This window comes from Microcoleus sp. B13-B6, assembly GCF_036705405.1.
Classification (GTDB): domain Bacteria; phylum Cyanobacteriota; class Cyanobacteriia; order Cyanobacteriales; family Microcoleaceae; genus Microcoleus.
The window spans coordinates 1-24,767 of sequence record NZ_JAUBUJ010000117.1; the positions used below are offsets into that span (position 1 = coordinate 1).

Genomic DNA, 24,767 nt, shown 5'->3' on the forward strand with positions numbered 1-24,767 from the left:
CCTACAGATTCGGGCGGGCACGGAGACACCGCCCCTACAGATTCGGGCGGGCACGGGGGCACCGCCCCTACAGATTCGGGCGGGCACGGAGACACCGCCCCTACAGATTCGGGCGGGCACGGGGGCACCGCCCCTACAGATTCGGGCGGGCACGGAGACACCGCCCCTACAGATTCGGGCGGGCACGGGGGCACCGCCCCTACAGATTCGGGCGGGCACGGAGACACCGCCCCTACAGATTCGGGCGGGCACGGGGGCACCGCCCCTACAGATTCCGCCAACTCTCATTGGTATCGGTTGTTTGTGGGCGATTTTAGAAGAAGCTCACATTATAATGCTGGCAATTCATCCTCAGTTTCAAGGTCAGGGTTTGGGACAAGCTCTGCTTTTGGCTTTGCTAAAATCGGCTTGTGACAGGCAATTAGAGCGATCGACTTTAGAAGTGCGGGACTCGAATTTAGCGGCAGTTTACCTGTACAAAAAATTTGGTTTTAAAGAGGCTGGACGGCGCAAGCGATACTACGAAGACACTGGGGAAGATGCTCTGGTGATGTGGCGCAGCGGTCTGGAAAAACCGGAATTTCAGCGATATTTGGCGGATGAGAAACGGGAGATGTGCGATCGGCTGCATCAGAAAAACTGGCATTTGGCGATCGATATTTTTGATTTTTGAGTGTAATTTGTTGCGTATTTAACTGGTTTTGAACTAAATTGGTTACTCGATATCAATTTAGTTCAAAATCCTCATATAGAATCAACCTCAGCTCTTGACGAAACATCTGCCTGCCCGGCCATACTTACCGCTTTGCTTCGCGCTTCGATAATTTGACCTATCTCGCGGCCCAAGCTTGGTTGACGTTCAATCATCGTATTTACAGCATCTGAGTAGACGACAAGAACTTGCAAATCGTCAACGGCGACAACCGATACCGGACTCGGTTCCCCACTAAACAGCGCCATCTCGCCAAAAAACTCACCACTCAAGATAGTCATAACCTCCAACTCCATGCCCAACTTGTTCGTGACTGTTACCTTAGCTTGACCAGCAATGATAATGTACAAAGCATTACCAGGCTCGCCCTGCCGGATGACTTTCTCTCCCGCACCAAACTTCTGTAAAATAGTTCCCTTAGTTAAGTCATCCAAATTTTTTGGCTCTCTAGCTAAAGGCATAAATCCGGGAATTGAGTGCAGGCTTTGGGCTAACTTACTGGAAGCGCTATCTGCCTTATCAGCAGCTTCCACAGCATACTCGTATCGGTAGCGATATAGCGTCAGGTTGTTTCGCTGCGCTGCGTACCAGACTCGCGTCATAAATCGATCGAGTATCTGCTCCATATCCTCAAAATTTTCGATAAAAAACTCCACCTCATAGATAATTGCAGTCTCATCATAGGAAGTGGTTTTGCTCTCTGGTTCGGGTTCGGCTAATATTCCCTGTGTAGCCAAAGCTGTACTTAGTAGTACCTGCTTCACGAGGTTAGGGGGGCTATCGTAGGAAAAGCCAATATTGATACGTTGGTTGTAAATGCGTTCTGGTTGGCTGTAATTATGAATTATTTCTTTTCCAATGAACTGATGGGGAACGATAATCACCTGGCGTTCGAGAGTTAGCAGGCGAACAGAGCGCCAATTGATATCAATTACCTGCCCTTCGATATCTCCAATTCGCAACCAATCACCCACACTGAAGGGGCGTTCTAGAAGCAGCGCAATGCCAGACATGATGCTGCCTAGTGTGTCCTGAAGCGCCAAACCGATCACGATCGAACTAACGCCCAATCCCGTAGCAAGACCAGCCAAATCTGCACCCCACACCGCCGCCAGTACGATCGCGCTTCCCACAAGCACCAAAAACAACCTAGAAAGGTCGATCAGCAGTTTGGGCATCCGTCCCCGCCATGTATTTGCCTCAGCTTCTTCAAACAAAATTACATTAAACAGCGAGAGAGAAGCGTAGATAACAGATATCCAAAACAGCGTTGCGACGAGCTTTGCAAAATTCCCGTCAACGTCAAGCCTCACGACATTCCTGATTAAAACCATCAGCATTAAGACTGGCAGTACGAGGTTTTTTACAACCTGCAGCGTAGCCGCCAGCGGTCTACCGCGCCTTTGTAGATGATAAATAACCTCTCCTAGTAAAACGACCAGGAGTGGGAACCCTAATCCGACAATTACCGCCCAGGTTTGCCAGTCATTTGAAAAGCTTAAATTACTCATAAACTTCTTCCTCTCGAACACTTACAGTCAGCTTAGAAGTTTTGACTTGCCAAGCCACTAACTTTTCTTTTCCAGGTTCTTGAATTTCACCAACCAGCTCAAAATCGTAGAGATCGTGGAGGCGCGAGCAGATGTCTTGAGAAACTAATATTGCTCCCGGCGGACAAGCCGACTTCAATCTATTGGCAATATTTACACTATCGCCCCAAACGTCGTATAGTAATTTATTTTTACCAATCACGCCTGCAACCACATCTCCTGAATTGATGCCGATCCGCAGGTCTAGATGCAAGTCTTTTTCATAACTAAATCGGCGGACAAACGACAGCATTTCCAAAGCAAAATCTACCGTGCGTTTGTCATGATCCAGACGCGGCATACCAAGCCCGCATACAGCCATGTAACCGTCACCAATAGTTTTAATCTTCTCTAGACCGTATTTATCTGTCATTTCATCAAAGCCTGTTACCAGTTCATTCAGCAAGCGAACAACCTCTTGAGGCGACATTGATTGAGTCAGTTTGGTGAATTGGTGGAGGTCGGAAAACAAGATCGAGACATTAGAAATTTGCTCGGCAATTTCTCGATCGCCCTGTTTGAGGCGTTTGGCGATTGCGGGACTAAATATACTTAAGACTAATGCTTCATTTTCGCGATTTTTCTGTTCGATTAGTTGAGTTTCGGCGCGAAGGCTGCCGATGTTTGGTTAAATGACTTAGCTAAGTGTCCAAATTCATCTTGCGAACCCGATTTCACAACCGCATCAAATTCTCCAGCCCCCACCTTGCGAGCGCTTTTGATTAAAGTATTAATGGGTCTGACAAAGATTGAGGTCAGCCACATGGCAACAAGGGTGATTAGCGCGATGATTAAAGTAGCGCCCATCAAAACTTTTTTTTCAAACGAGTGAATTGAGGCATAGGCTTCAGAAACATCTATCTCTGCCAAGATCACCCACTTCAATCCATCAATCTCTAGTGGAGCATAAGAACTCAAAACTGGAATATTACGATAATCGTCGATCGCCTCGGTGCCCTGTTTCCCAAACAAAGCTTCTTTCACTGCTTTTGTTTGCACTTCCTGTAGGAGGATTGTAGTATTGAACTCTTTGATTTTCTTGACAGTCTTTTCATCAGTGCCGATCGAGCGTAAAGTTTTTGCATGACCTTCTGGGTCTTCAATCTGGAAACGAGACGCAGAGCGCATTAAATAATCCGACCCAACCAGATAAGTTTCTCCTGAATCCCCCAGACCATTTTTTTTCCAATTTTTGTTACCAGTCATCACATTGTTAATTTTGTCAACGGGAAGCTGGAACGCCAAAACACCAATGAATTGGGAGTCGTTAAAGATTGGGGTAGCAATAAAAGCCACAGGCGCACCGTAGGAAGGGCTGTAGGGTTTGAAATCTACTATTTTCACATAGCCCTTTCCATTTGCTTGTCGTGTCGCGGCGATCGCGGATGCTAGGTTACTCTCGTTGTAGGGGCCGTTGGTGAAGTTTGTGGTAAAGTCGGCTTCTTTAAAAACCGTGTAGACAACAGTTCCTTCGGGATCGATCAAAAACATATCGTAGTAACCGTATTTTTCAACTATATTGCGAAAAATAGGGTGGTAGCGGGCGTGAGCGCGGCTGTAAGCGCTGGCGTCGCCTGGATTGTCAAGGAGAAGTTTTTTGCCAACGGGGCTGGGGTTAGCAGCGATGTAGTGGTACTGTAGGTAACGGGCAGCGGCTGTTTTTGGCGTGTAGGATGCCAGAACGGGGGAACCCTCGTTAGTTCGCGTTAGTTTGGTTAGAAATTCTGTCCGGTAGAAGGTATCAATTTTTGCGTCAAAATCCGCTGGTACTGTTGATTGTTCAAGTTGGCGGTAGGCTGTCTTGAATTCCTGCATGCCACCGACGACTGTTAGGTCTTCGCTTAGGGTTTGGCTATGGTGGTAAAGGCTTTGAAAATAATCTTGGATTTGATCAGTTTTGGCCGCCCGAAGGCTGGTTAATTGGTTGAAGACTTTTTCGGTCAGAGTAGCTTTCCCACTGCTAGAGCATATATAGGTGGTGGCGACCATAGCGCAAACGCTGACTACCAGCAACATAACTATGAGTTTTGTCTTAATACTTAATTGATTCAGTAATTCCATAGGAATTTTCCCGCTCCTGTTTGCTTTCTTTTTATGATTATACCCCTCGGTAAATTCTACCTTAGTCACTTTGCTACAATGAGTATTGTCGAGCGTCTTGTACTGGTTGTCAATTAATGCTTGAAGATTAAAGCCTCTTTCCAGCATCTCTATAAACTGCCTTAGCTGGATTTTAGCTCTGAAAACTGGTTACACAGGTATTTTAGGCTCATCGTCATTCAATAGCCCCTCACGCAGTTGATTGTACGACTGCTCTAGAGATGACAAATCAATATCCGCACTAGATGTTCCGTTGTACTCAAAAGGATTTTCAAGATCGTATATCAGCAACAACAAATACATGAATGCCGTAAATAGAAAACCTGAAACAATCAAATTGGTATAAAACTCGTCGGTATGCGTTATTAACAAAGCAATGCTTGAGGCAATTATCAGAATATGCAGCAATCCATAGGCGGATGCCAGAAAGTCGGTATCGCGAATCCTTTGAATTCGGGCAATCAGAAGACGAATCTTTGCCTGTTCACCTTGAAGGCGAGCCATCAAAGGAGCTTCGCAAAACTTTGATAATGGAACCAGTAATTGATTGAGGATTGTAACGGCATTATCAACTCTGATGAATGGCTTACTCTGTTTCAAACAGAGTAGGACTGATTTGAGGATCTCAGCTAATCCTTCTGTAAGTAGGCTTGGGTCATAGTCGGGCTGACGGGCTGCAATGAACAAATTCGTATCTTGAATCGTTTCAACCGCATTCGCAATCTGGTGTGGCATATCTTCACTGGTACGGTAATCAGTCAGCGTCCCGTTAAGCATAAACGCCAAGATGAACGTTACCGCCGCCAACAGAGAACCTATCTGACTATCGAACTTACCAATTTCCCACTGCATCTGATGAGCGAACCATTTTGCCAAGCAAAATAGCGCTGTTAGGGGAATAACTTTGAGTAAGATTCCCGACTTTGAGATATCAGTAAAATTTCTGAGATTCATTGCGTTTATGCTTTATTAAAGATGTGTTTTTGGTGATAAACGAGTGCGAGCGCTTGCTTCTGGCAACTTTAGTATTAAGGAGAAGGCGATCGCGCTACCATTTAGTACGACCCAGAAGCTCCAGGAAACTGGAGCTTCTGGGTCGTAACTGTAATAGTATAGAGGATATTAAGACAGATGTTGCTATCTTTTTTATGTCACGATCAGTAATTCAATGAAACGATTCCAGGTCAATAGTTTTCCTCCCGCGCGATCGCATTTCAGTAAGCCAAAGCTTTTCTACTCACGGTGTCGTCACCTTGAGTAGAAAAGCAGACTTGAAGGTCAAAAACAAGCTGGGATCAATTTATTTGTTTGTGCCCCCATCTTCCAGAGACTTATACTTTGATCCATCAGGCATAACAGCACCTTCGAGCAAAGCACCACTCAGGTCAGAAATGCTAACTTTAGCACCTTTGAGATTTGCACCAGTTAGGTAGGCACTCTTCAAGTTGGCACCACTCAAACTAGCATCTCTCAAATCTGCACCACTCAGGTTCGCATTACTCAAATCTGCACAAATTAAATTAGCATTACTAAGATTCGCACTACTAAGATTAGCCTGAGTCAAGCGAGCAAAACTCAGTTTTGCATGACTTAAATTTGCACCACTAAGTTTAACCTGACTGATATTAGCATTATCTAAATTGGCATAAGTCAAATTAGCATTACTCAAGTCGCTTTCCATCAAATTGGCTTTACTGAGATTGGCATGAGGAAGATTAATATCTACTAACTCCGCACCAATAGCATCCAAACCTCTAAGAGAAACACCATCCTCATTCAAATCTTGGAGTGCCAGAATTCTGGCATAGCTAACTTTTACGCCGTGTGCTGCATCAACCGTACTCCAAGCTTGGTAATGAAATTGCTTTCTGCGATCGGGTGCTTCTTTAATGAATAAAACTAAAGCAACGACAAGACTGAGAGCATCAACACTCTCCAGAATCTCTCCAATCAGAGAATTATCATCCGCCCCCACATAAATTATGATGAACAGAACGGCTGAAACACTAGCCACTAACCAGGCTGGTTGCGTCCAAAAATTATCAATTAATTTTTCTAAAATTCCTTTGAGAACTTCACCCAATCGCTGAACGAATGATTGACCCTGAAATTGCCGATAACTATCAGTTATTTTCGAGAGCATTTTGGGGATAATTTCACCATCCAACTGAATTGATACTAAAGGCTTTTTCTGTTCCTCGGTTGGCGGCGCGATCGGCTTAGATTCGTTCAGTAATTGTGTCTTTGATTCTTTTGGCTGATGGTGGGTGACATCTTTTTCATCTGGGACAACATTTGGTGTAGAAACAACAACTGCGCCTTTTAGCATCAAACCACTAATTGTTCTGTAGGCATCTGTCCATGCCCGCTTTACTTCGGGAGTCCAATCTTCTTGGAGATACTGCTCAAAAGTCATCAGCAGTGCGTCTCCAACTGGCCCATAATATTTGGGGATTACCCCATAGCCGATGTGTCTGCCTCCCAAGGCATTGAGAACTGGCCCTAAAGCTTCTGGAGAGCGGAGATTTTCTACTACCAATACCAAAGCATTAAGGAGCTTCTTCTGTTGTATTTTTAGCTCGATATGGGCAAACAATGGTTTATATTCTGGGTGAGCGATGAAGAGGTTTTCGTAGAAGCTAGCGGCAAATTCATCAGCACGAGGTTTGATTTTATCGAAACTGCTTTCCAGTACATCTACGGCTAACTCTGGCTCTTTTTCGGGAACTGATTCTAGTGGGTGATTAGCTGCTATATTTACCGGTTTATCGGGAATAATCTCTGTTTCTAATTGAACTTCTTCAGGTGTAGTTTCTACACCTGCGCCTTTTAACATCAAAGCAGTAATCGCTCCGTAGGCATCGATCCATGCTTGTTTGACTTCAATAGTCCAATCTTCCTGAAGATACTCCTCAAAGGTCATTAGTAGTGCTTCTCCAACTGCCGGGTAAGAATTGGCGATCGCTCCATAACCCACGTGTCTCCCTCCCAGTGCGTTTAGAACTGGCCCTAAAGCCTCTGGAGAACGAAGATTTTCTACTACCAAAACCAGAGAATTTATCAGCTTTTTCTGTTGCTTTTCCATCTCAGTATTGGCAAACAGTGGTTTCACTTCTGGATAAAGTTTAAACAGGTTATCGTAGAAAGTAGTGGCAAATTCATCAGCACGAGGTTTGATTTTCTCGAAACTTTGCTCTAAAAGTTCAACATTTAAAGACATATTTTTGTTTCTCTTTTGAAAGGTGATGCTCCCTTGTCTAAAGACCGGTTTTTTTAACTATCCGGCTCTGATGAATCCTTTTAATAGAGTGTTGGAAGAGAGTTTATTTGCTGACGCCAGGGCAAAATATTACAAATTCAAATTTTCCAATTCTTGAGACACCATAGCCATAAACTCTCCTGCATCGTTGATGCCCATTTCTCCTAAAGCTTTCCACTCTTCACTGCTGTAATCTAAATCGAGTCCCATCACGTCTTGAGTCCAATAGGGCAAATTAGATGGGTTTTCCATTAGCTCAGATGTTATTTTTAAGAGTTCTGTTCCGGTCATCTTTTTTCTAACATTTGTCACCAAGCAAAAGTGGAGCAATTTTGCCAGGTTGCTTTGCGGTGGAATTGATATCAGAAATGCCATATTTTGGGCCAGGATAAACTTCTCTAGCTTCATTGATATTTTCCTCGTTTGTCGGTATTCAAGTAAGGTTTTTTGGGAGATGATGGAGAGCAAGTCCAGGAATTAGGCGAAAGTTCAAAAAAACCGGGTTTTTCGACTGGGAGAAATAGCCATAAAGCCGATTTTATGTCAAAGAAGCCCGGTTTTTGTGTAAGTCCTAAACTTATGACTATAGCTGAATATCATAAATCAATTGCCAGAAGTTTTGCTAGAAATTTTCTTTCCTATAGCCAAACCCGTATTTATGGCAGAGATTTCTCAATTGTACCGATAGTCCAGGAGGGCCGCAGAAATATACGTCAACTTTATTGGGCGCGTGTTGCTGCGCTATATCTTGAAAAATCTCCTCCCAGTCTGGACGACCCGTTTGTGTACGGCTCTTTAAACCTGTAATCAAATCAACCTGCGTCTGAGAATGCATCAAATCCATTGCCACAAATAGGGTGCTGGATTTCATATCTGACTTTTGCTGGGCACCTGTCAAATACAAATTAATGTCAAATAAGTTGTTAGTGTCTTGGGCTTCGATTCTGGATAAGAGTTCAACAAACCATTCAAACGCTTTTTGCTCTCGGTTGAGCCAGTAAAAATGTACCTTTTGCAAACGCATTCCTGAAGAACCGTGTTGGCTTCGGTACAGCATACTTTTGAGAATAGAGGCAAATGGAGTTACGCCAATACCCGCACCGATGAGAATAGCGTACTTAGATTCAAAGATATGGGTACTTGGTGTCCCATAGGGCCCATCTAAATGGACAAGCACTCCAGGCTCGTATTTAGAGTTACCTGACCGTATCCATTGCTCGTGCTGTTCTCGGAAAAGTTGATATAATTTTCCAGTCCAACTGCCCGCAGAGCGTATGTGTACAGATAAGACATCCTGCATTTCGGGGGCGCTACTAATTGTGAATGGATGCCATTCATATTTGGATAGACTCGGACATTTAACAAACACGTAGTCCCCTGGTTGATAGTGGAAAGATTTCGGACGTGCAATTTCCAAACCTAGAACTTTGGAGGGGAGTAAAGAGGCATTAACTACATAGGCAGGCTCTTTTGTATTCTGCCGGCGAATAACCAGTTCGATCGCAAATCCCACAGCAGGTAACAACACCCACTGCCAAAAAACTGGCCCGTGAACTAACGCCAGGGCAAACCACACGACGTACAACATATGAGCTGTATAGAAAAGCGCAAATTTTCCGCCTTTGCGGATTGGAGCTTGCGCTGTCACCCACATAACTGCGAAAACTAGCAGTAATAAAAATCCTGACAAGCCACCCTTTGTTGCAAAAAGACTCTGGGCAAAGGGAACGGGCAATGTGGTGTAATTGAGGAAATGCGCGATCGTATGGACGATCGCAAAGGCAAACATGAATTGACCCACGAGCTTGTGAAACTCGATGCCCTCATCTATCGGCAGATAGTTGTTGATCCTCGTTTTGCGAAGCCAAGTCATAAAATGCCGCAGCATGGGAATTAGGATCAATGCCCCGTTGAAGTTGAGCGCTGCGCCACATCCCCGCGCAATTTGAACGTACACATTTGCGCCTAGACTTGCATATCGATCGACAGCCCCAAAGAAAAGAACCAGATTGGCAATAAGATAGAGGGACAAAAAAGCGATCTTGACCCAGTTGTTTTGAATATAATGCTTGATGTACGCCTTTGGTGACCTTTTCTCTTTGGGCGCAACTGCTATGGCGTCGTCGTCTGGCTGGCGAGGTTTTAACCAGCTAACGGGGCTAACTGCCATCGCCTCAAGCAGATCGGGATGCTTTCCGATTAAACCTTTGAACTCTTCAAAAGAAATTTCGCCACTTTTATCGGTATCAGCTTCTAAAAACAAAATGTCAACCAGACCGGTAACTTGTTCCGGCGGAAAGGTTAAATTATTTTCCTTCAAGCTAGCAGCAATCAAGTGAGAAACTTCGTCTTTTTCGATGGAGCCATCCCCGTTTATGTCGTGCAATTGATAAGCAAATTTGAGTTTTTGATCTTCAGTTGCAAAGACAAGTTCCTCTACTGTTCTCAAAAATTCATCGAGGTCTATAACGCCACTTTTATCGTTATCAAACATCGCAAACATTCGCTCGGCAAAATATTCATCTTTCAGCCCCATAGCTTTCTTAAACTCTGAGCGATCGATTTGTTGGTCTTTTCCACCAATCTTGGTAAAGACTTGTCGCAATTCCTCTAAAATTTTTCTCGGAGTATCCATCGTGAGATTAACCTCGGTTTTTTTTGTTTTCCAATTTTTCGCCAGTTATGGAGCCAGCTAAAACTATCATTCTTGCATTACTGTATACAGCAGTCGGACAAATAAGCATGACATCATTTTTCAAATTTGAAGATGATGTCATGCTTATTGAACAAAAGTTTAGATTTGAGCAACGTTAAGGTTAGCAACTAACCCATACGTTGATATATACTCTTCTAACTCCGCTAAATCAACACTGCCATTTTTATCGGAGTCAAGAGTATTAAAAAGATAATCAGTGATGTAGCTTCTGACTTCTTCAGAGCTACGTTCGCCTGTTGTCATATCTTCGATTAGCCCTAACAACTCCATAATCTCAGTTCGTTCTAGTGCCTTACTTCCATCCGTATCCAATTGCAGGAACAGCTTTTTGATATCTGCTGTTGCCACTCTCGAAGAACGCAGTGTTTCTCTCAATATGTCATTGCCAAATGAATTCATGAACAATATCTGTTCGATGAGTGGTATGCAGAAGAACCCCAGCGCTGCCCAAAAAATTGCATATTTTACGGCTTGGGGATTTGCCGTTGCACTAACTCCGATGAAAAGAGCCGCCCAAAGGAAAAAGTTGGGATTCACAAGCAGGATATAAGCATCGCGAGCTTCTGCCTTACTTAGCTTGCCCTTTGTCACTACTGAGGTTAATACAGCCAAAACGCGCATTGAGACAAACACTAAAGTTGCCAATGCTAGTTGTTGCAGACAAGCGAGCGAGCGATTCGGATCGGTTGAAGAAAATAGATCGGAAATGAAGGTTGATGGAGTAAACTGAAACCCTGTTGCCAAGGCCATGAATGCGACAGCAAGCACTCCGATGAATTTCCAGTTTTTACTGTGGTGGTTTGATTCAACCGGGGATTTGTCGCGCCAAAACTGGGCGATCGCACCCGGTATTGCCAGACCTAAAATTAGAATAATGCCGAAAAAGATCAGGCTGTCAACGTTAATGGGTAAATTGGCAACCTTCAATATAGCCAGAAGCGCCAGTGGAGCAACGATTGATAGCGTTCTTGACAAAAGAGCCGACGGATAAAGATTACCGCCCCAAAGCACGGATAAAACTGGGGAAGTAAGGGCTGGCGGAACCATCCAAAACAGCACCCACAAGACTTTGTACAGATCCGCTTCAGTCTGATACAAAAATCCAGAAAATATTAAAAATAACCCAACTGCCCATCGCACTGCCATCCACCCGTAAACGAGATACTTCACAGTAGAGGTTACTTTGCGTTTACTCGCTGCAAAGTCAATGTCTAAGTAGGTATAAAACGTTGAGGCGGCAAGACACGCAACAATTATTGCTCGAAATAGGACTGACGGAATCCCTGCTTCTGAGGTGCTGATTGCCCTTGCCAAGCTTCCCAGCAAGAAGGCGGCGGCATAGATCAAAATCGCCCACATAATTGAAAGATCGTTGATCTCTTTCCGCAGGGAAGCAGCACCGCCGGATTCCTTATCGCGAAACTTGACGAGATCCACACCGCTGAGAGCTTTACCATTGGGGAGTTTTAGGTGTTTATAAGCAGTAGGCGGTAGACCGCTTAAATAAAGTGCTAGAGGCTCCAATACATATTGGTGGCACACTACTAGAACTGTTTCGCCGCGTTCCAAGTGCGGTACAATTTTGTCTTCGTAGAAACGGGCAGCGCGAGAGTAAACTTGGGCAATCTTTTCGCCAGCCGGAGGTGCTTCGTTATGTGAATGCAACATTTCCTCGAAGCCTTCGTAGCCCAGTGCTAGACGCAGCAAATTTAGGTTGCGACCCGCAAAAATGCCAAAGGATTTTTCGCTAATTCGGTGGTCGATTTGAACGGGGGTATCGGGCGACTTTAGTGCTTGACTTTCAGCAAGGGCGATTTCACAGGTTTGCCTAGCGCGTCTCATGTGGGAGACATATACTGCGTCAAACTTTGTACCTTTTTTCTTAAGGTCAACACCTGCACGGCGTGCCTGCAATCGGCCAAAGGATGTGAGGTCAACATCCAGAACTCCTGCAAAAATGTTGCGTTCGTTACTGGTACTTTCACCGTGCCGAATAAAGTAGACACGTCCTAGCTGTTCTGCATTGAATTCTTTTGGTGAAGCTGCAGAAGTTGTTGTGGCTGCATCCTGGAATTTACTTGTAACTTCGATCGATCCATTGTCGGTACTTTGTACCTGGTCATCTAAGTTTCTAGTGTTCATTATTTACTTTCACTACGCCTTAAACAGGATTTAGATTCTTTTCCACAATTGAAGTTTCAAACTTTTAAGTCAGACGAGTTAACGACCAAAGCACTCTGCTACGAAAGCAAGGTCTTGAACCATGCTGAGTATAGTCTGAGGCAAACTCCTCGGAGTGTAGCAACGCTCACTAATTGCTCAGGAGCGATCGCACAACTGACAACAGGAAGAATACCCAAATCTTCAACGAATCGGGGGCAAAATTTTAGATGAAGAAAGCCCAGCTCGCTCTCGCCCTCCCAAACCCACAGATTCGGGAGATTGGCAGCAGCTTAATGTCTATCTAGCTTAGGACATAGATCGTGAATCTAACTAATAAGTTTTGTGCAAAACCCGGCCTGTACTTCGAGAATTATCACTTTTGCACCTGCATGACAGCCAAAAAGAGTGTGCTAGAATCCATCAATACGTAGTCGTAGGTTGGGCACGGGCCGAGAAGAGCAATCTTCTTGCAGTCTAGGGGAGGTTGTAGGTCAGCCACCATTTGGGTCTTCCCAGTTGAAAGCCACCCTGCAACATGAGCCTGGAATCTGCAACCGCAGCCGAGTGCGGCAGATAGGTTGGGAGTGTCGCGCTAGAATAAGCAGTACGAGTTAACACTCGAACACAAACGCTCGTTGTGCGAGCGTGACCTCGAAACGGGCACATAGCAGCAGGTGATGGGAATAAATCATGTTTGAACGCTTCACAGAAAAAGCAATAAAAGTAATCATGTTGGCCCAGGAAGAAGCTCGCCGCCTGGGTCACAACTTCGTAGGGACAGAACAGATCCTCCTGGGTCTGATCGGAGAAGGAACCGGGGTTGCAGCGAAAGTCCTCAAATCAATGGGGGTCAACCTCAAAGACGCGCGGATTGAAGTGGAAAAAATCATCGGGCGCGGTTCCGGCTTCGTAGCAGTCGAAATTCCGTTCACCCCCCGCGCCAAGCGGGTTCTAGAACTATCCCTAGAAGAAGCTCGCCAACTCGGACACAACTATATAGGTACTGAACACCTGCTGCTGGGCCTGATCCGCGAAGGTGAAGGAGTAGCGGCCAGAGTCTTAGAAAACCTGGGAGTAGACTTGTCGAAAGTCCGCACCCAAGTGATTCGGATGCTGGGAGAAACCGCAGAAGTCGCAGCCACTGGCGGCGGTGCCCGCACCAAAACCCCAACCCTGGATGAATTCGGCGCCAACCTGACTCAAATGGCGGTCGATGGCAAACTAGACCCAGTAGTGGGACGCCAAAAAGAAATCGAACGGGTAATTCAAATCCTCGGTCGCCGCACCAAAAATAACCCGGTGCTCATCGGCGAACCCGGAGTCGGTAAAACCGCGATCGCCGAAGGTCTGGCCCAGCGCATCGCTAACAACGACATCCCAGATATCCTTGAAGAAAAGCGCGTTGTTACCCTCGACATCGGCTTGCTGGTTGCCGGTACTAAATACCGGGGCGAATTTGAAGAACGCCTCAAAAAAATCATGGACGAAATCCGCACTGCGGGTAACGTGATTTTGGTGATTGACGAAGTGCACACTTTGATCGGTGCAGGTGCGGCTGAAGGGGCGATCGACGCGGCAAACATTCTCAAGCCGGCTTTGGCAAGAGGCGAGCTCCAGTGTATCGGCGCTACCACCCTCGACGAGTACCGCAAGCACATCGAGCGCGATGCAGCCCTAGAACGGCGCTTCCAGCCCGTCATGGTCGGCGAACCCACGGTTGACGAGACGATCGAGATTCTCTTCGGTCTGCGGGAACGCTACGAACAGCACCACAAGCTGAAAATCTTGGACACGGCCCTGGAAGCCGCAGCCAAACTCTCACATCGGTACATCTCCGATCGCTTCCTCCCAGACAAAGCAATTGACTTGGTAGACGAAGCTGGTTCCAGAGTTCGCCTGATCAACTCCCAACTGCCCCCGGCTGCCAAAGAACTTGACAAAGAACTCCGCCAAGTTCTCAAAGATAAAGACGAAGCGGTGCGTTCTCAAGACTTTGACAAAGCCGGCGAATTGCGCGATCGGGAAATGACCATCAAAGCCGAAATTCGCGCTATTTCCCAAGCCAAAAAAACCGACTCGGCCCGCACCGGCGAAACAGACCCATCGCCAGTAGTCACCGAAGAAGATATCGCTCAAATCGTGGCAAGCTGGACGGGCGTACCGGTAAACAAACTTACCGAATCCGAATCCGAAAAGCTGCTGCACATGGAAGATACCTTGCACCAGCGCTTGATCGGCCAGGAAGAAGCAGTGAAAGCCGTTTCCCGCGCCATCCGTCGCGCTCGCGTTGGCTTGAAAAATCCCAATCGCCCGATCGCCAGTTTCATCTTCTCTGGCCCCACCGGCGTCGGCAAAACCGAACTCACCAAAGCCCTAGCCGGCTACTTCTTCGGTTCCGAAGATGCGATGATTCGGCTGGATATGTCGGAGTACATGGAACGTCACACCGTCTCCAAACTCATCGGTTCTCCTCCGGGCTACGTCGGCTACAACGAAGGCGGCCAACTCACAGAAGCAGTCCGTCGCCGTCCTTACACCGTCGTGCTGTTCGACGAAATCGAAAAAGCCCACCCCGATGTCTTCAATATGCTGCTGCAAATATTGGAAGACGGCCGCTTGACTGATGCCAAAGGTCGCACCGTGGACTTCAAAAACACGCTGCTGATTATGACCTCAAACATCGGTTCTAAGGTGATTGAAAAAGGCGGCGGCGGCCTCGGTTTCGAGTTCAGCGACAACCAAGCCGATGCTAATTACAACCGCATTCGTTCTTTGGTTAACGAAGAACTCAAAAACTACTTCCGCCCCGAATTCCTCAACCGACTCGACGAAATTATCGTCTTCCGCCAGTTGAACAGGGAAGAAGTCAAGGAAATCGCGGTCATCATGCTCAAAGAAGTGTTCAGTCGTTTGACAGAACAGGGAATCACCCTGGAAGTGACCGAAAAATTCAAAGAACGGCTGGTAGAAGAAGGCTACAACCCCAGCTACGGAGCCCGACCCCTGCGCCGCGCCATTATGCGCTTGCTGGAAGACAGTTTGGCTGAGGAAATCCTTTCTGGCCGCATCAAAGACGGCGACACCGCTGTTGTTGATGTGGGCGAGGACGGAATTGTTAAGGTGCTGCAAGGTCAAAAGCGGGAATTGCTGCCCCAAGGCGTTGAGTAAGTTTGAGTAAGTGCGATCGCGAGTTAAGTTTTGAAATAACCAATCTCGTAATCGCAAACAACTCAAAATCCTCAAATAAAAAAGGTAGAGAATCTTAGTTCTCTGCCTTTTTTATGAGTTAATATCAACACAATGTACGCTTACTTTTCTAAGTATCTTCGTCTCAAAAAATAGGAGACCGATCGACTCGGTTTCTGTAGGACGGCGCCGCCGTGTTCGCCCTTCCGGGTTTCTGAATACCCCAACAAAGTTTTACGTTTAATTAGAGCGAGCTACTTCAAGGGCAATTAGATAATTAGCAAGAACTATATAGTGGAGAAATAAATGACATCTGAAAAAAAGAATTTGGGTACAGAAGTAGCAGAAAATCCGCCTGAAACCTGGTGGCAGAAAGCGTGGAAGTCGCAGCGAGAAAATCTTCAGATAGTGATTATTGCTTTGAGTTTAGCAATAGTGATTCGAGCGTTGGTCGCCGAACCGCGCTACATACCCTCAGATTCTATGGTACCAACTTTGCACGTGGGCGATCGCGTGGTAGTCGAAAAAATCTCGTACTACCTCGAACCTCCCAAAACTGGGGACATCGTAGTATTTGCCCCGCCCGAAAAGTTGCAAGAACAAGGCTTTACTCAAGACCAAGCATTCATCAAGCGGGTAATTGGCTTACCGGGTCAAACCGTCGCCGTTAAAAAAGGTTTAGTTTATCTCAACGACAAACCCCTCGTCGAAAAATATATTGCCGAACCTCCTAAATACCAGTGGGGGCCTTATCGCGTCCCAGAAAATGAATACTTTGTGATGGGAGACAACCGCAACAACAGCAACGACTCCAGCAGGTGGGGATTTTTACCTAAGCAGAATATCATCGGCCGCGCTGTAGTGCGGTTTTGGCCTCTAGAACGCATCGGGGAAGTTTGAAGTCAGTTGACAGTTGACTGTTGACAGTTGACAGTTGACTGTTGACAGTTGACGGTTGACTGTTGACGGTTGACTGTTGTCATCGCAAGCCCGATGCCCGATGCCCGATGCCCGATGCCCGATGCCCGATGCCCGATGCCCGATGCCCGATGCCCGATGCCCGATGCCCCATTCTCATGCCTTATCCTGTACGGAAATTTCTACTTATTCTTGCGCCTTAAGGGGTAGGGACTTCCTCCGGCAACTGATAAAATAGTAGAAAAAGCAGCGGGATTTCTCGCCTAGATCAAAATTAGTAGAATATTAAAAAATTAGGAAAGCTATGGGATTTTTTGATTCAGAAATTGTTCAGCAAGAAGCCAAGCTGTTGTTTGAAGACTATCAATCTCTCATCAAACTAGGTGGCAATTACGGCAAATTCGATCGCGAAGGCAAGAAAATGTTCATCGCTCAGATGGAATCAATGATGGAGCGCTACCGTATTTTTATGAAGCGCTTTGAGCTGTCTGAGGACTTCATGGCTCAGATGACTGTAGAGCAGTTAAAAACACAGCTCAATCAATTTGGCATCACGCCCCAGCAGATGTTCGATCAAATGAACTCAACGCTGGAGCGGATGAAATCTGAGCTGGAAAAACAATCCTAGTGTCAGAAGGAAGAAGGAAGTTCGGCAACCGATTCTGTAAGGGATGTAACGGATGTAAAAGAAGAAAGAAGGAAGAAGGAAGAAAGAAAAAGGAAGAAGGAATAAAAATAAAAGATTCCCACTTTACTAATCAATTCTTCAATCTAAAATCTAAAATCTAAAATCTAAAATTGTCCCATTCCCAAGAATTAAGGCCGCTCAAAAGCTGAAGCAGGTTTGAAACTTTCTGCGGGAACGCCTTCCAAAGCTTGGCTCATAAAATCCCGCCAAACAGGGGCGACAATCCCACCGCCAGTAGCACCGTAGCTCATCGGTCTATAATTGTCGTTGCCCATCCAAACAGCCACCGACAACTGCGGCACGTAACCCACAAACCAGATATCCCGTTCAGAGGAAGTTGTACCAGTTTTCCCCGCAGCCGGCCGGCCAATTTGAGCCGCCCTTGCCGTTCCGCTGGTAATTACCCCTTGCAGGGCGCTGTTGACAGATGCCGCCGCCCAGGAATTGAGAACTAATTTGGGTTTGGGCGTATTGTCGAGCAAGACATTGCCGCTGCTGTCAGTGACTTGCACGATAAACGTGGTGTCAGAATGCCAGCCGTTGTTGGCGAAGGTAGCAAAAGAGCCGGCCATTTCTAAAGGAGTGAGGTCAACGGCACCCAATGGCAAAGAAATCACCGGTTCCATCGGACTTCTGATGCCGAGCACGCGGCAAATCTCAATCACTTTATTCAATCCGACTTCTTGGCCAAGCTTGACGGCGGGAATGTTCAGAGATACTTCCAAAGCTCTGCGGATGCTGACGGCACCGGAGAAGCCGCCACCGTAGTTTTGAGGGTAGTAGTAGCCGTCGCCGTCGCGGTAGCCGACAGGGGAGTCGTAGACAACTGAATCCGGGCCGTATTTGCCGCTAGCAAAGGCAGCGTAGTAGATAAAAGGTTTAAAAGCAGATCCGGGCTGGCGACGTGCTTGAATGGCGCGGTTGAACTGACTCTTTTCGTAATCGACGCCGCCAACCATTGCTTTGACGAAGTGGGTGCGGGGATCTACCGCGGCTAGGGCAATTTGACCTTCCTCGCGATCGTAAAACAGCCCTTGGTAGTAAAGCCGATTGTGCCACGCTTTGACGGTTTCTTCGGCTATGCGCTGCATTTTGAGGTCGATCGTGGTTTGAACGCGCATTCCTCCCTTAACCACGGCATCTCGCCCGAAACGCCTCGTCAGTTCCTGGACTACGGCTTGTGTTACGTAAGGAACTTGAGAGCCCCCAAAAGAGGTAATTTTGCCTAGCTTAATTTTTTCCTTGCGGGCAGCAGTCTCTTGGGCCGGCGTAATCCATTTAAGATCCTTCATGCGGTTTAAAACGAGGGTTTGCCGCTCTTTTGCCAACTTGTAATTGACGAAAGGACTGTATTCTTCGGGGGCAGAAATTAAGCCGGCCAGCATCGCTGCTTCTGCAAGAGTCAAATTACTTGCTGATTTGTTGAAATAGCTTCGAGAGGCTGTCTCTACGCCGTACAAGTTGTGACCTAAGTAGATTTGATTCAGGTATAGTTGCAGAATTTGGTCTTTGTTGAGAATTTGCTCCAAGCGGATAGACATTACCGCTTCAGCTACTTTGCGACTAAATTTTGACTGGGGAGATAGAAACAGGTTCTTGACTAGCTGCATAGTCATAGTCGAGCCGCCTTCAACGGTTCTACCTTTCTCTAGGTTGACTATGAGAGCTCGGGCTATCCCGCCGGGGTTGATACCTTTGTGGGTGAAAAAGTTGCTATCTTCGATCGCCAGAACAGCTCGTTTCAGGTTCGGGGAGATTTGGTCAAGGGGTACGACATCCCGGTTGGCTTCATCGTGGATGCTGGCTAGGGGCTTGCCGTTGATGTCGTAAATGTGGGTAGTTTCTGTGGGAGAGTAGGTTTGCAAGATCCGAACATCTGGCAAATTGCGGAAGCTGATCGCTAAGCCAACCAGTCCACCAGCGACTACGGAACTGGCAAGCATTGTCATGCTGAGTATGGTTCCGGCGGTCACTTTACTGACTGACTGAACAAACTCGAATACGGGGGCTGAGTTTTCCGTGTTATTGCGGACTGCGTTGGTTGACACGTGGATTTCACTTCCTCACTCGATTTGGGGTTTAAGACTTTTAATTTTAGATGCGAACCCTAGAGACTGTCAGTCGATTTTAGATTTTAGATTTTAGATTTTAGATTTATTCCACAGATGAATCTGGGAGTTTGAACAAGAGTCTAAAATTTGGGGATCTCCACGACTGTTGTCGGGGGCTGGTATCCGTTTTTGGGCGGGGTCAGCTAATGAAAGCCGGTCAGCTTTGGGATTATAGTAGCTTGATAGTTATGTTTTTATGCGTCAACCAGTGAGTGTAACTAATTCTGCTGCACTTTGGCAAAATATGATGGACGATCGCTCCCCGATGATAACTCCTAACCTTTCAGCGCTTTACCGCGGCGTCAGCGAGATTTTTCCAGATCGACCTGATTCTAGCAACCCTGACGAAAATTTAGCCCAACTGCTGGCAACAGTCGATCGACCGTTGCGCGTCAAACTGGGAATTGACGCCACAGGGGCGGACATTCACTTGGGACACAGCATTTGCTTCCGCAAGCTGCGGGCTTTTCAGGATGCCGGTCACACAGCGGTACTGGTCATCGGAGATTTTACCGCAAGAATTGGCGATCCGACAGGAAAGTCCGAGATGCGAAGCCAGTTGACGGCCGAACAAGTGGCGGAAAATGCCAAGACTTATTTAGACCAAGTGCGTCCGATTCTAGATTTTGACACGCCCGGACGTTTGGAAATTCGCTATAACTCCGAGTGGTTGTCAAAATTGGACATGGCGAAGATTTTGGAACTGCTAGGCACGATGACGGTGCAGCAGATGCTCGCTAAAGAGGGATTTGATAACAGGATGCAGCAGGAAAATGCGATTTTCCTGCACGAGTTTCTGTATCCACTAATGCAGGGTTACGATTCGGTGGCTTTGGAAGCTGATGTTGAGTTGGGGGGAAGTGACCAAAAGTTTAATATTGCGGTGGGGAGAGATTTGCAGCGCCATTTTGGGATGAAACCGCAGTTTGGTTTGCTGATGCCGATTTTGATCGGGACTGACGGCGTGCAGAAGATGTCGAAATCTTTGGGCAATTATGTGGCTTTGTCGGAAGACCCGCTGACGATGTATTCTAAGTTGGAGAAAATTGCTGATAGTTCGATCGCCCAATATTTTGAACTATTGACAGATTTGCCGCTTGATGAATTGCCAGAAAATCCGCGAGAAAAACAGAAACTTTTGGCTTTGGATGTGGTGCGCCAGTATCGGGGGAAGGAAGCGGCGGATCGCGCACAACAAGATGCAATTGCGCTGGTTAAAGGTGCTGCGGGACAAGCTGATGCTGTGGCGGAGTTTTCTTTGGCAAGTGTGCAGTTTCCGGCTAAGTTGTTTTATATTCTGAGTGCTAGCGGGCTTTGTAAAAGCAGCGGTGATGCGCGGAAGTTGATGCAGGGCGGTGGGGTGAAGTTGGAGGGCGATAAAGTTTCTGATGTTAACCTCACCTTTGAATCACCTGCTGAATTGGAAGGTAAGGTTTTGCAAGTCGGGAAAAATAAGTTTGTTCGATTGGTGTCTTGAATAGACATCTCCAATAATGATTGTGGAACAGGCATCTTGCCTGTTCAAAACAGGCAATTATGGCGATGACTAATCTATTTTTTTAACCGCAGATGAATACTGAAGATGAACGCTGATGAACGCTGATAATCGAATTATTGTTGCTTTGGATGTTTCGAGTCAAGAAGAGGCGATCGCACTTCTTGACAAACTGCCTGATGTATCTTTCTGGAAAGTGGGTTTGGAACTGTTTGTGAGTTCCGGGCCGGGGATTTTGGAAATTTTAAAACAGCGGGAAAAGCGGATTTTTCTCGATTTGAAGTTTCACGATATCCCGAATACTGTGGCTGGTGCTTGTCGGGCTGCTGCTAAGTATAATGTGGATTTATTGACTATCCATTCTACTTGTGGTAAAGATGCTTTGAAAGCGGCACAGTTGGCTTTGACTGAAGGGGCGGCGGCTGTGGATAAACCGACTCCTAAGTTGATTGCTATTACCCTGTTAACGAGTTTGAATTCGCGACAGTTGGCTTTTGAGTTGAAAATACCTTTGGAGTTGCCGGAATATGCTTTACACATGGCATTGTTGGCTAAGGAAACTGGTTTAGCTGGTGCTGTTTGTTCTCCGCAAGAAGTGGAACAATTAAGAATGAGTTGCGGGGATGATTTTCTGTTAGTTTGTCCCGGTGTGCGTCCGAAATGGGCCGATGGAGGCGATCAAAAACGATCGATGACTCCAAAGGCCGCTTTGAAAGCTGGTGCGGATTATCTGGTGATTGGGCGGCCGATTACTGCTTCGGATGATCCGGTGGCGGCTTTTGCGCGTATTTGTGAAGAGTTGGGATAACAAGAGGAATGTTGTTTTTAACTCACATCTTGCACCATTCTCGCTTAACAGGCTTTCCGGCCTGTTCCACAAGAAAATTCACTCTTTGTGGAACAGGCCGGAAAGCCTGTTCATAAAAGGCTTATTGAGAATGGTGCAACCTCTCAGTTTTAACCGCCGATAAACGCCGATGAACGCCAAGGGAATTTTATCTGCGTTCATCTGTGTTTATCTGCTGATATCTGCGGTTGGCGAAAAGAAATTAAGCTGCTATTATTACAGCAGATAAAAAAATAGCTAGTTTCTACTCTTGAGTAATTTGGTAAGACGTTACAATTTACAAGTCTCGACGCGAGATGGGGATTCTAGCATTGATGCGTCTGGAGTCTTACATTGACTAACTGCAATATCTGTCTTTAATCCTAAAGCCTTCAGCAAACCCATAAATCGGTAAATCTCTTCTCCCCCTGATGCTTTCAACAATTCCTCAAGTTTCTCCCAATTCTGTTGTTCGTCTTCAGTCATGATAGAGAGTTTATCTTGAGCTTTAACTACGTCTTTGAGAACCGTCAGTAACAGTTCAGATTCCGGTTCTTTTTCTTCTAAAATTGCTTGAATATAAGCAGCAGCTTCTTCAATTTCTTGGAGGGATTTAATCAGATAGTCATGATAACTGTGGGTTTTAGGCATTGTTTCTACTCCTGAATTCTATCCAGTATTCTTTGGCCTTGCGAATATCTCGATCTTGGGTACTTTTATCTCCACCGCAGAGAAGCAGTACAATAGTTGAGTCTCTTTCTCCAAAATAAACCCGGTAGCCTGGGCCGCAGTCAATTTTTAACTCAGAAACACCCTCTCCTACTGATTTACAGTCTCCTAAATTACCAAGAGCAACTCGCTGAAGTCTACCTTTTATTTTAGCTTTCCCTTCGCGATCGCGCAAAGAATCAAGCCACTCTTCAAAAGGTATTTTTCCCTCTAAAGTTTCATAGGTTTGAATTTCTCTCGGTTGGACTTCCATGATTTCATTTAGTACAAACCTTAGCATCAATTGGCAACATTTTAGCTCATTCTGGTCAGTGCCAGGTATCGGAAATGTAGAAATGGCATGGTTTCGTGGAAAAAGTCGGGTTCACAACTATAATAAAAATCTTAAACCTCCATCAGATGTTTTTCATCCATCACCAATCGACAGCCAACACCACAACAAAAACAAAACAAACAAACACCCAAACCAACCAAAAGAAGGAGACAAGTACATCCCACTAGCCAACATTAATAACGCAACAAAAAACAAAAAAATCCATTTGATATTACCCATTATCCAATAGAAAAAATTCATATCCGCTCTCCTATTGAATAACAAATCAAAGCAAGCGCTCACTGTTAGTATATACTGCCCATAGCCAAACTGCAACCACGCCCACCGCCAAACCGCTTGCCAGGATAAAGGGCGGGTCTAGTTTTGATTTTATCTAAAAGCTGATAAAAATTGTGGGCTCCTGTAATTGGGGGTATAGCTTAAGAATTTTTCCAGGCATATTCTTTGAGGGAGGGGGGATCTGAGGGCTTTTCTCCGCTGCATATTGCTGTGTTATGGTGTTTAGATATAGGGGATTGTAGCAGATGAGCATTGCTTTGACAATTGGCGGACTAAGATCGATGAGGAGTCTTTCTGAGGTTGAATGTATTTCCAGTAAGTAGTATTTTGGTTGCGATTGTGTGGGTGGTTGGGACTCCAACTATGGCGGTTAATTTGGCAATCGATGATGTTAATGTAAATGCAAATGGGCATGGTTTGTGGGCCAGATCGCCCTGTCCGGCTGATTTAGAAACTTTGGTCGATCGCCTGTTGCAAGATTTGCCGAGTTATGCTAATCGCGTAATTGTGCTATCGCACTTTTCTCCTAACACTAATACACCGCCCGGTTACGCGCTGCCGCAAATAATTTTAGCCGGTCGCCCGGAGTTTGAACCGTTACCTTTAAATTTTGAAGAGGCACTTCCTGAAAATGCCAGTCAAGTTTTCATTACTACTTTGGAACGGCAGTATCGCGGGGGGAAACGAGTCGAAATTCAGCAATATCATTGGTTATTTTTAACTAAAACGGAGAACGGATGGGAATTAGTAAAAATTGTTTCTAGGTTTGGTACTGCGGCGGATGTTCGTCCGTTGTTGCGGCCAGAGGGGGAGAAAAGCGAAATTGCTGAGGCGATTCGTTTGTGGTTGCGAGATTGTCAGGCAAAGCCGTAACTTTCGCGGGTTCCGAGGATTTTTTTTACACTTAAAAATATCCTCTAGACAGCACGTCATCTTCGTCTAGTTCATCTTTACCAATCATCACTTCAATCTCACCTAAAAATCTCATAAAAACTTCCGGTGCAAAGGGGTTGTTATCGAGATGGTTGACAAAATAATCTTTATTTTTATTTCTTCCCTCTACCGTACTAAAAGCACTTCTTATATTAGACGATAAGCGTTTTGCTTTTCTCAAAATTAGTATTTCATCAATAGCTGTGAGTGATGAGCTAATCGGCGACATATCAAGCCACTCACATAGCAAGAAATACTTGGCTCCTGGTACACTCAATTTTACATCCAGGGCAGTTGCTGCGCCCTCTTGAAACATGGTTTTATCAAGATTTGTTTTACACTCAGCCGCAACATAAGCAATATTTGCCTCGCGGGAGGTAGCCTCCTTAAAATCTTGGTTATGAGAGGCTTTGAGAAATATTTTTCTACTAATCGCAAAATCTTGATCCTTGGCTCGAATACTCATCCCACCGCCTTTTGGACTGAGTTTTAAACTTGACTCAAATCGTAGGGATGAAAAACACTGTGTTGGGCCAAAGGATAATTCTTTGTCTTTTAATGAATCTGCAAAGACGGTTGTAACTAAGATAGGTATAAATTCTTCAATAATTGAGTTGTCAAGTTTTAATTGCCCTTTTTGACGGTACAAAAAATCGGGAGCATCTCACCTTTGCAGCCCTCCGCTAGAAATTGGAGTTTTGAGGCAGGAGGCAGGAGGCAGGAGGCAGA

Annotated in this window: 22 protein-coding genes; 8 read left to right on the top strand and 14 right to left on the bottom strand. The window is 45.8% G+C overall.

What is annotated here, in order from left to right; all coding sequences use genetic code 11:
- The first annotated feature begins 7 nt into the window (after positions 1–7).
- Entirely contained in the window at positions 8–673 is a 666-nt protein-coding gene (gene rimI / locus QUB35_RS33620; protein WP_333146548.1) for a ribosomal protein S18-alanine N-acetyltransferase, read from the top strand.
- A gap of 71 nt (positions 674–744) precedes the next feature.
- Here rimI and QUB35_RS33625 read toward each other — a convergent pair whose 3' ends face one another.
- The 9 genes from QUB35_RS33625 to QUB35_RS33665 all read right to left on the bottom strand — a co-directional run bounded on the left by QUB35_RS33625 (position 745) and on the right by QUB35_RS33665 (position 13,041).
- Positions 745–2,223 (bottom strand): mechanosensitive ion channel family protein, encoded by a 1,479-nt coding sequence (locus QUB35_RS33625; RefSeq protein WP_333146516.1) that lies wholly within the window; start codon positions 2,221–2,223, stop codon positions 745–747.
- Positions 2,216–2,923, bottom strand: a complete 708-nt coding sequence (locus tag QUB35_RS33630) for an adenylate/guanylate cyclase domain-containing protein (RefSeq protein WP_333146550.1) — start codon at positions 2,921–2,923, stop codon at positions 2,216–2,218. Before QUB35_RS33630 ends, QUB35_RS33625 begins: the two co-directional genes overlap by 8 nt.
- On the bottom strand, positions 2,893–4,362 hold the full coding sequence (locus QUB35_RS33635; protein ID WP_333146518.1) for a cache domain-containing protein: 1,470 nt from the start codon (positions 4,360–4,362) through the stop codon (positions 2,893–2,895). The genes QUB35_RS33630 and QUB35_RS33635 overlap by 31 nt, the downstream gene beginning before the upstream one ends.
- Before the next feature lie 189 nt (positions 4,363–4,551).
- Positions 4,552–5,355 (bottom strand): hypothetical protein, encoded by an 804-nt coding sequence (locus QUB35_RS33640; protein WP_333146520.1) that lies wholly within the window; start codon positions 5,353–5,355, stop codon positions 4,552–4,554.
- A 346-nt stretch (positions 5,356–5,701) separates the two neighbouring features.
- The gene (locus tag QUB35_RS33645) at positions 5,702–7,621 is read right to left on the bottom strand and encodes a globin domain-containing protein (protein ID WP_333146522.1); all 1,920 of its coding nucleotides are present in this window, start codon (positions 7,619–7,621) and stop codon (positions 5,702–5,704) included.
- 129 nt (positions 7,622–7,750) lie between these two features.
- Positions 7,751–8,068 (bottom strand): hypothetical protein, encoded by a 318-nt coding sequence (locus QUB35_RS33650; RefSeq protein WP_333146524.1) that lies wholly within the window; start codon positions 8,066–8,068, stop codon positions 7,751–7,753.
- A 214-nt stretch (positions 8,069–8,282) separates the two neighbouring features.
- Entirely contained in the window at positions 8,283–10,295 is a 2,013-nt protein-coding gene (locus tag QUB35_RS33655) for an EF-hand domain-containing protein (RefSeq protein ID WP_333146526.1), read from the bottom strand.
- Positions 10,296–10,454: 159 nt separating this feature from the next.
- Positions 10,455–12,518, bottom strand: coding sequence for a histidine phosphatase family protein (locus tag QUB35_RS33660; protein WP_333146528.1), 2,064 nt, complete (start codon positions 12,516–12,518; stop codon positions 10,455–10,457).
- A 394-nt stretch (positions 12,519–12,912) separates the two neighbouring features.
- Positions 12,913–13,041 carry a hypothetical protein gene (locus tag QUB35_RS33665; protein WP_333146530.1) on the bottom strand — a complete coding sequence of 43 codons (129 nt, stop codon included), beginning with the start codon at positions 13,039–13,041 and terminating at the stop codon, positions 12,913–12,915.
- 188 nt (positions 13,042–13,229) lie between these two features.
- On the opposite strand from QUB35_RS33665, the gene QUB35_RS33670 reads away from it, so the two are divergent.
- From QUB35_RS33670 to QUB35_RS33680, 3 genes are all read left to right on the top strand, one after another.
- The gene (locus QUB35_RS33670; protein ID WP_333055947.1) at positions 13,230–15,707 is read left to right on the top strand and encodes an ATP-dependent Clp protease ATP-binding subunit; all 2,478 of its coding nucleotides are present in this window, start codon (positions 13,230–13,232) and stop codon (positions 15,705–15,707) included.
- Between the two features lie 324 nt (positions 15,708–16,031).
- Positions 16,032–16,625 (top strand): signal peptidase I, encoded by a 594-nt coding sequence (gene lepB, locus QUB35_RS33675; RefSeq protein WP_333146532.1) that lies wholly within the window; start codon positions 16,032–16,034, stop codon positions 16,623–16,625.
- Between the two features lie 322 nt (positions 16,626–16,947).
- Entirely contained in the window at positions 16,948–17,271 is a 324-nt protein-coding gene (locus tag QUB35_RS33680) for a DUF1825 family protein (protein ID WP_190661255.1), read from the top strand.
- Between the two features lie 188 nt (positions 17,272–17,459).
- Here the strand turns inward: QUB35_RS33680 and QUB35_RS33685 are convergent, their stop codons facing one another.
- Positions 17,460–19,379: a transglycosylase domain-containing protein gene (locus tag QUB35_RS33685; protein WP_333146534.1), complete on the bottom strand. Its 1,920-nt coding sequence runs from the start codon at positions 19,377–19,379 to the stop codon at positions 17,460–17,462.
- Positions 19,380–19,686: 307 nt separating this feature from the next.
- On the opposite strand from QUB35_RS33685, the gene tyrS reads away from it, so the two are divergent.
- Complete coding sequence (tyrS, locus tag QUB35_RS33690; RefSeq protein WP_333146552.1) at positions 19,687–20,919, top strand: tyrosine--tRNA ligase; 1,233 nt, start codon at positions 19,687–19,689, stop codon at positions 20,917–20,919.
- Positions 20,920–21,034: 115 nt separating this feature from the next.
- The gene (gene pyrF / locus QUB35_RS33695; protein WP_333146536.1) at positions 21,035–21,745 is read left to right on the top strand and encodes an orotidine-5'-phosphate decarboxylase; all 711 of its coding nucleotides are present in this window, start codon (positions 21,035–21,037) and stop codon (positions 21,743–21,745) included.
- A gap of 78 nt (positions 21,746–21,823) precedes the next feature.
- Here the strand turns inward: pyrF and QUB35_RS33700 are convergent, their stop codons facing one another.
- From QUB35_RS33700 to QUB35_RS33710, 3 genes are all read right to left on the bottom strand, one after another.
- Entirely contained in the window at positions 21,824–21,946 is a 123-nt protein-coding gene (locus QUB35_RS33700; protein ID WP_333146538.1) for a hypothetical protein, read from the bottom strand.
- Between the two features lie 108 nt (positions 21,947–22,054).
- Positions 22,055–22,414 (bottom strand): transcriptional regulator, encoded by a 360-nt coding sequence (locus tag QUB35_RS33705; RefSeq protein ID WP_333105862.1) that lies wholly within the window; start codon positions 22,412–22,414, stop codon positions 22,055–22,057.
- The gene (locus QUB35_RS33710; protein WP_333146540.1) at positions 22,407–22,745 is read right to left on the bottom strand and encodes a type II toxin-antitoxin system RelE/ParE family toxin; all 339 of its coding nucleotides are present in this window, start codon (positions 22,743–22,745) and stop codon (positions 22,407–22,409) included. The genes QUB35_RS33705 and QUB35_RS33710 overlap by 8 nt, the downstream gene beginning before the upstream one ends.
- Before the next feature lie 82 nt (positions 22,746–22,827).
- Between QUB35_RS33710 and QUB35_RS33715 the strand changes: the two genes are divergently transcribed.
- Positions 22,828–23,055 (top strand): hypothetical protein, encoded by a 228-nt coding sequence (locus tag QUB35_RS33715; RefSeq protein ID WP_333146542.1) that lies wholly within the window; start codon positions 22,828–22,830, stop codon positions 23,053–23,055.
- A gap of 350 nt (positions 23,056–23,405) precedes the next feature.
- Positions 23,406–23,978 (top strand): hypothetical protein, encoded by a 573-nt coding sequence (locus QUB35_RS33720; RefSeq protein ID WP_333146544.1) that lies wholly within the window; start codon positions 23,406–23,408, stop codon positions 23,976–23,978.
- A gap of 31 nt (positions 23,979–24,009) precedes the next feature.
- Here QUB35_RS33720 and QUB35_RS33725 read toward each other — a convergent pair whose 3' ends face one another.
- Positions 24,010–24,687, bottom strand: a complete 678-nt coding sequence (locus QUB35_RS33725) for a Bpu10I family restriction endonuclease (RefSeq protein ID WP_333146546.1) — start codon at positions 24,685–24,687, stop codon at positions 24,010–24,012.
- Positions 24,688–24,767: the final 80 nt, after the last annotated feature.

Coding starts and splice junctions, on each gene's coding strand:
- QUB35_RS33625 (WP_333146516.1), bottom strand. CDS start 2,223: ATGAGTAATTTAAGCTTTTCAAATGACTGGCAAACCTGGGCGGTAATT.
- QUB35_RS33635 (WP_333146518.1), bottom strand. CDS start 4,362: ATGGAATTACTGAATCAATTAAGTATTAAGACAAAACTCATAGTTATG.
- QUB35_RS33640 (WP_333146520.1), bottom strand. CDS start 5,355: ATGAATCTCAGAAATTTTACTGATATCTCAAAGTCGGGAATCTTACTC.
- QUB35_RS33645 (WP_333146522.1), bottom strand. CDS start 7,621: ATGTCTTTAAATGTTGAACTTTTAGAGCAAAGTTTCGAGAAAATCAAA.
- QUB35_RS33650 (WP_333146524.1), bottom strand. CDS start 8,068: ATGAAGCTAGAGAAGTTTATCCTGGCCCAAAATATGGCATTTCTGATA.
- QUB35_RS33655 (WP_333146526.1), bottom strand. CDS start 10,295: ATGGATACTCCGAGAAAAATTTTAGAGGAATTGCGACAAGTCTTTACC.
- QUB35_RS33660 (WP_333146528.1), bottom strand. CDS start 12,518: ATGAACACTAGAAACTTAGATGACCAGGTACAAAGTACCGACAATGGA.
- QUB35_RS33665 (WP_333146530.1), bottom strand. CDS start 13,041: ATGGTGGCTGACCTACAACCTCCCCTAGACTGCAAGAAGATTGCTCTT.
- QUB35_RS33670 (WP_333055947.1), top strand. CDS start 13,230: ATGTTTGAACGCTTCACAGAAAAAGCAATAAAAGTAATCATGTTGGCC.
- lepB (WP_333146532.1), top strand. CDS start 16,032: ATGACATCTGAAAAAAAGAATTTGGGTACAGAAGTAGCAGAAAATCCG.
- QUB35_RS33680 (WP_190661255.1), top strand. CDS start 16,948: ATGGGATTTTTTGATTCAGAAATTGTTCAGCAAGAAGCCAAGCTGTTG.
- tyrS (WP_333146552.1), top strand. CDS start 19,687: ATGATGGACGATCGCTCCCCGATGATAACTCCTAACCTTTCAGCGCTT.
- pyrF (WP_333146536.1), top strand. CDS start 21,035: ATGAACGCTGATAATCGAATTATTGTTGCTTTGGATGTTTCGAGTCAA.
- QUB35_RS33700 (WP_333146538.1), bottom strand. CDS start 21,946: ATGAACGCAGATAAAATTCCCTTGGCGTTCATCGGCGTTTATCGGCGG.
- QUB35_RS33705 (WP_333105862.1), bottom strand. CDS start 22,414: ATGCCTAAAACCCACAGTTATCATGACTATCTGATTAAATCCCTCCAA.
- QUB35_RS33710 (WP_333146540.1), bottom strand. CDS start 22,745: ATGGAAGTCCAACCGAGAGAAATTCAAACCTATGAAACTTTAGAGGGA.
- QUB35_RS33715 (WP_333146542.1), top strand. CDS start 22,828: ATGGCATGGTTTCGTGGAAAAAGTCGGGTTCACAACTATAATAAAAAT.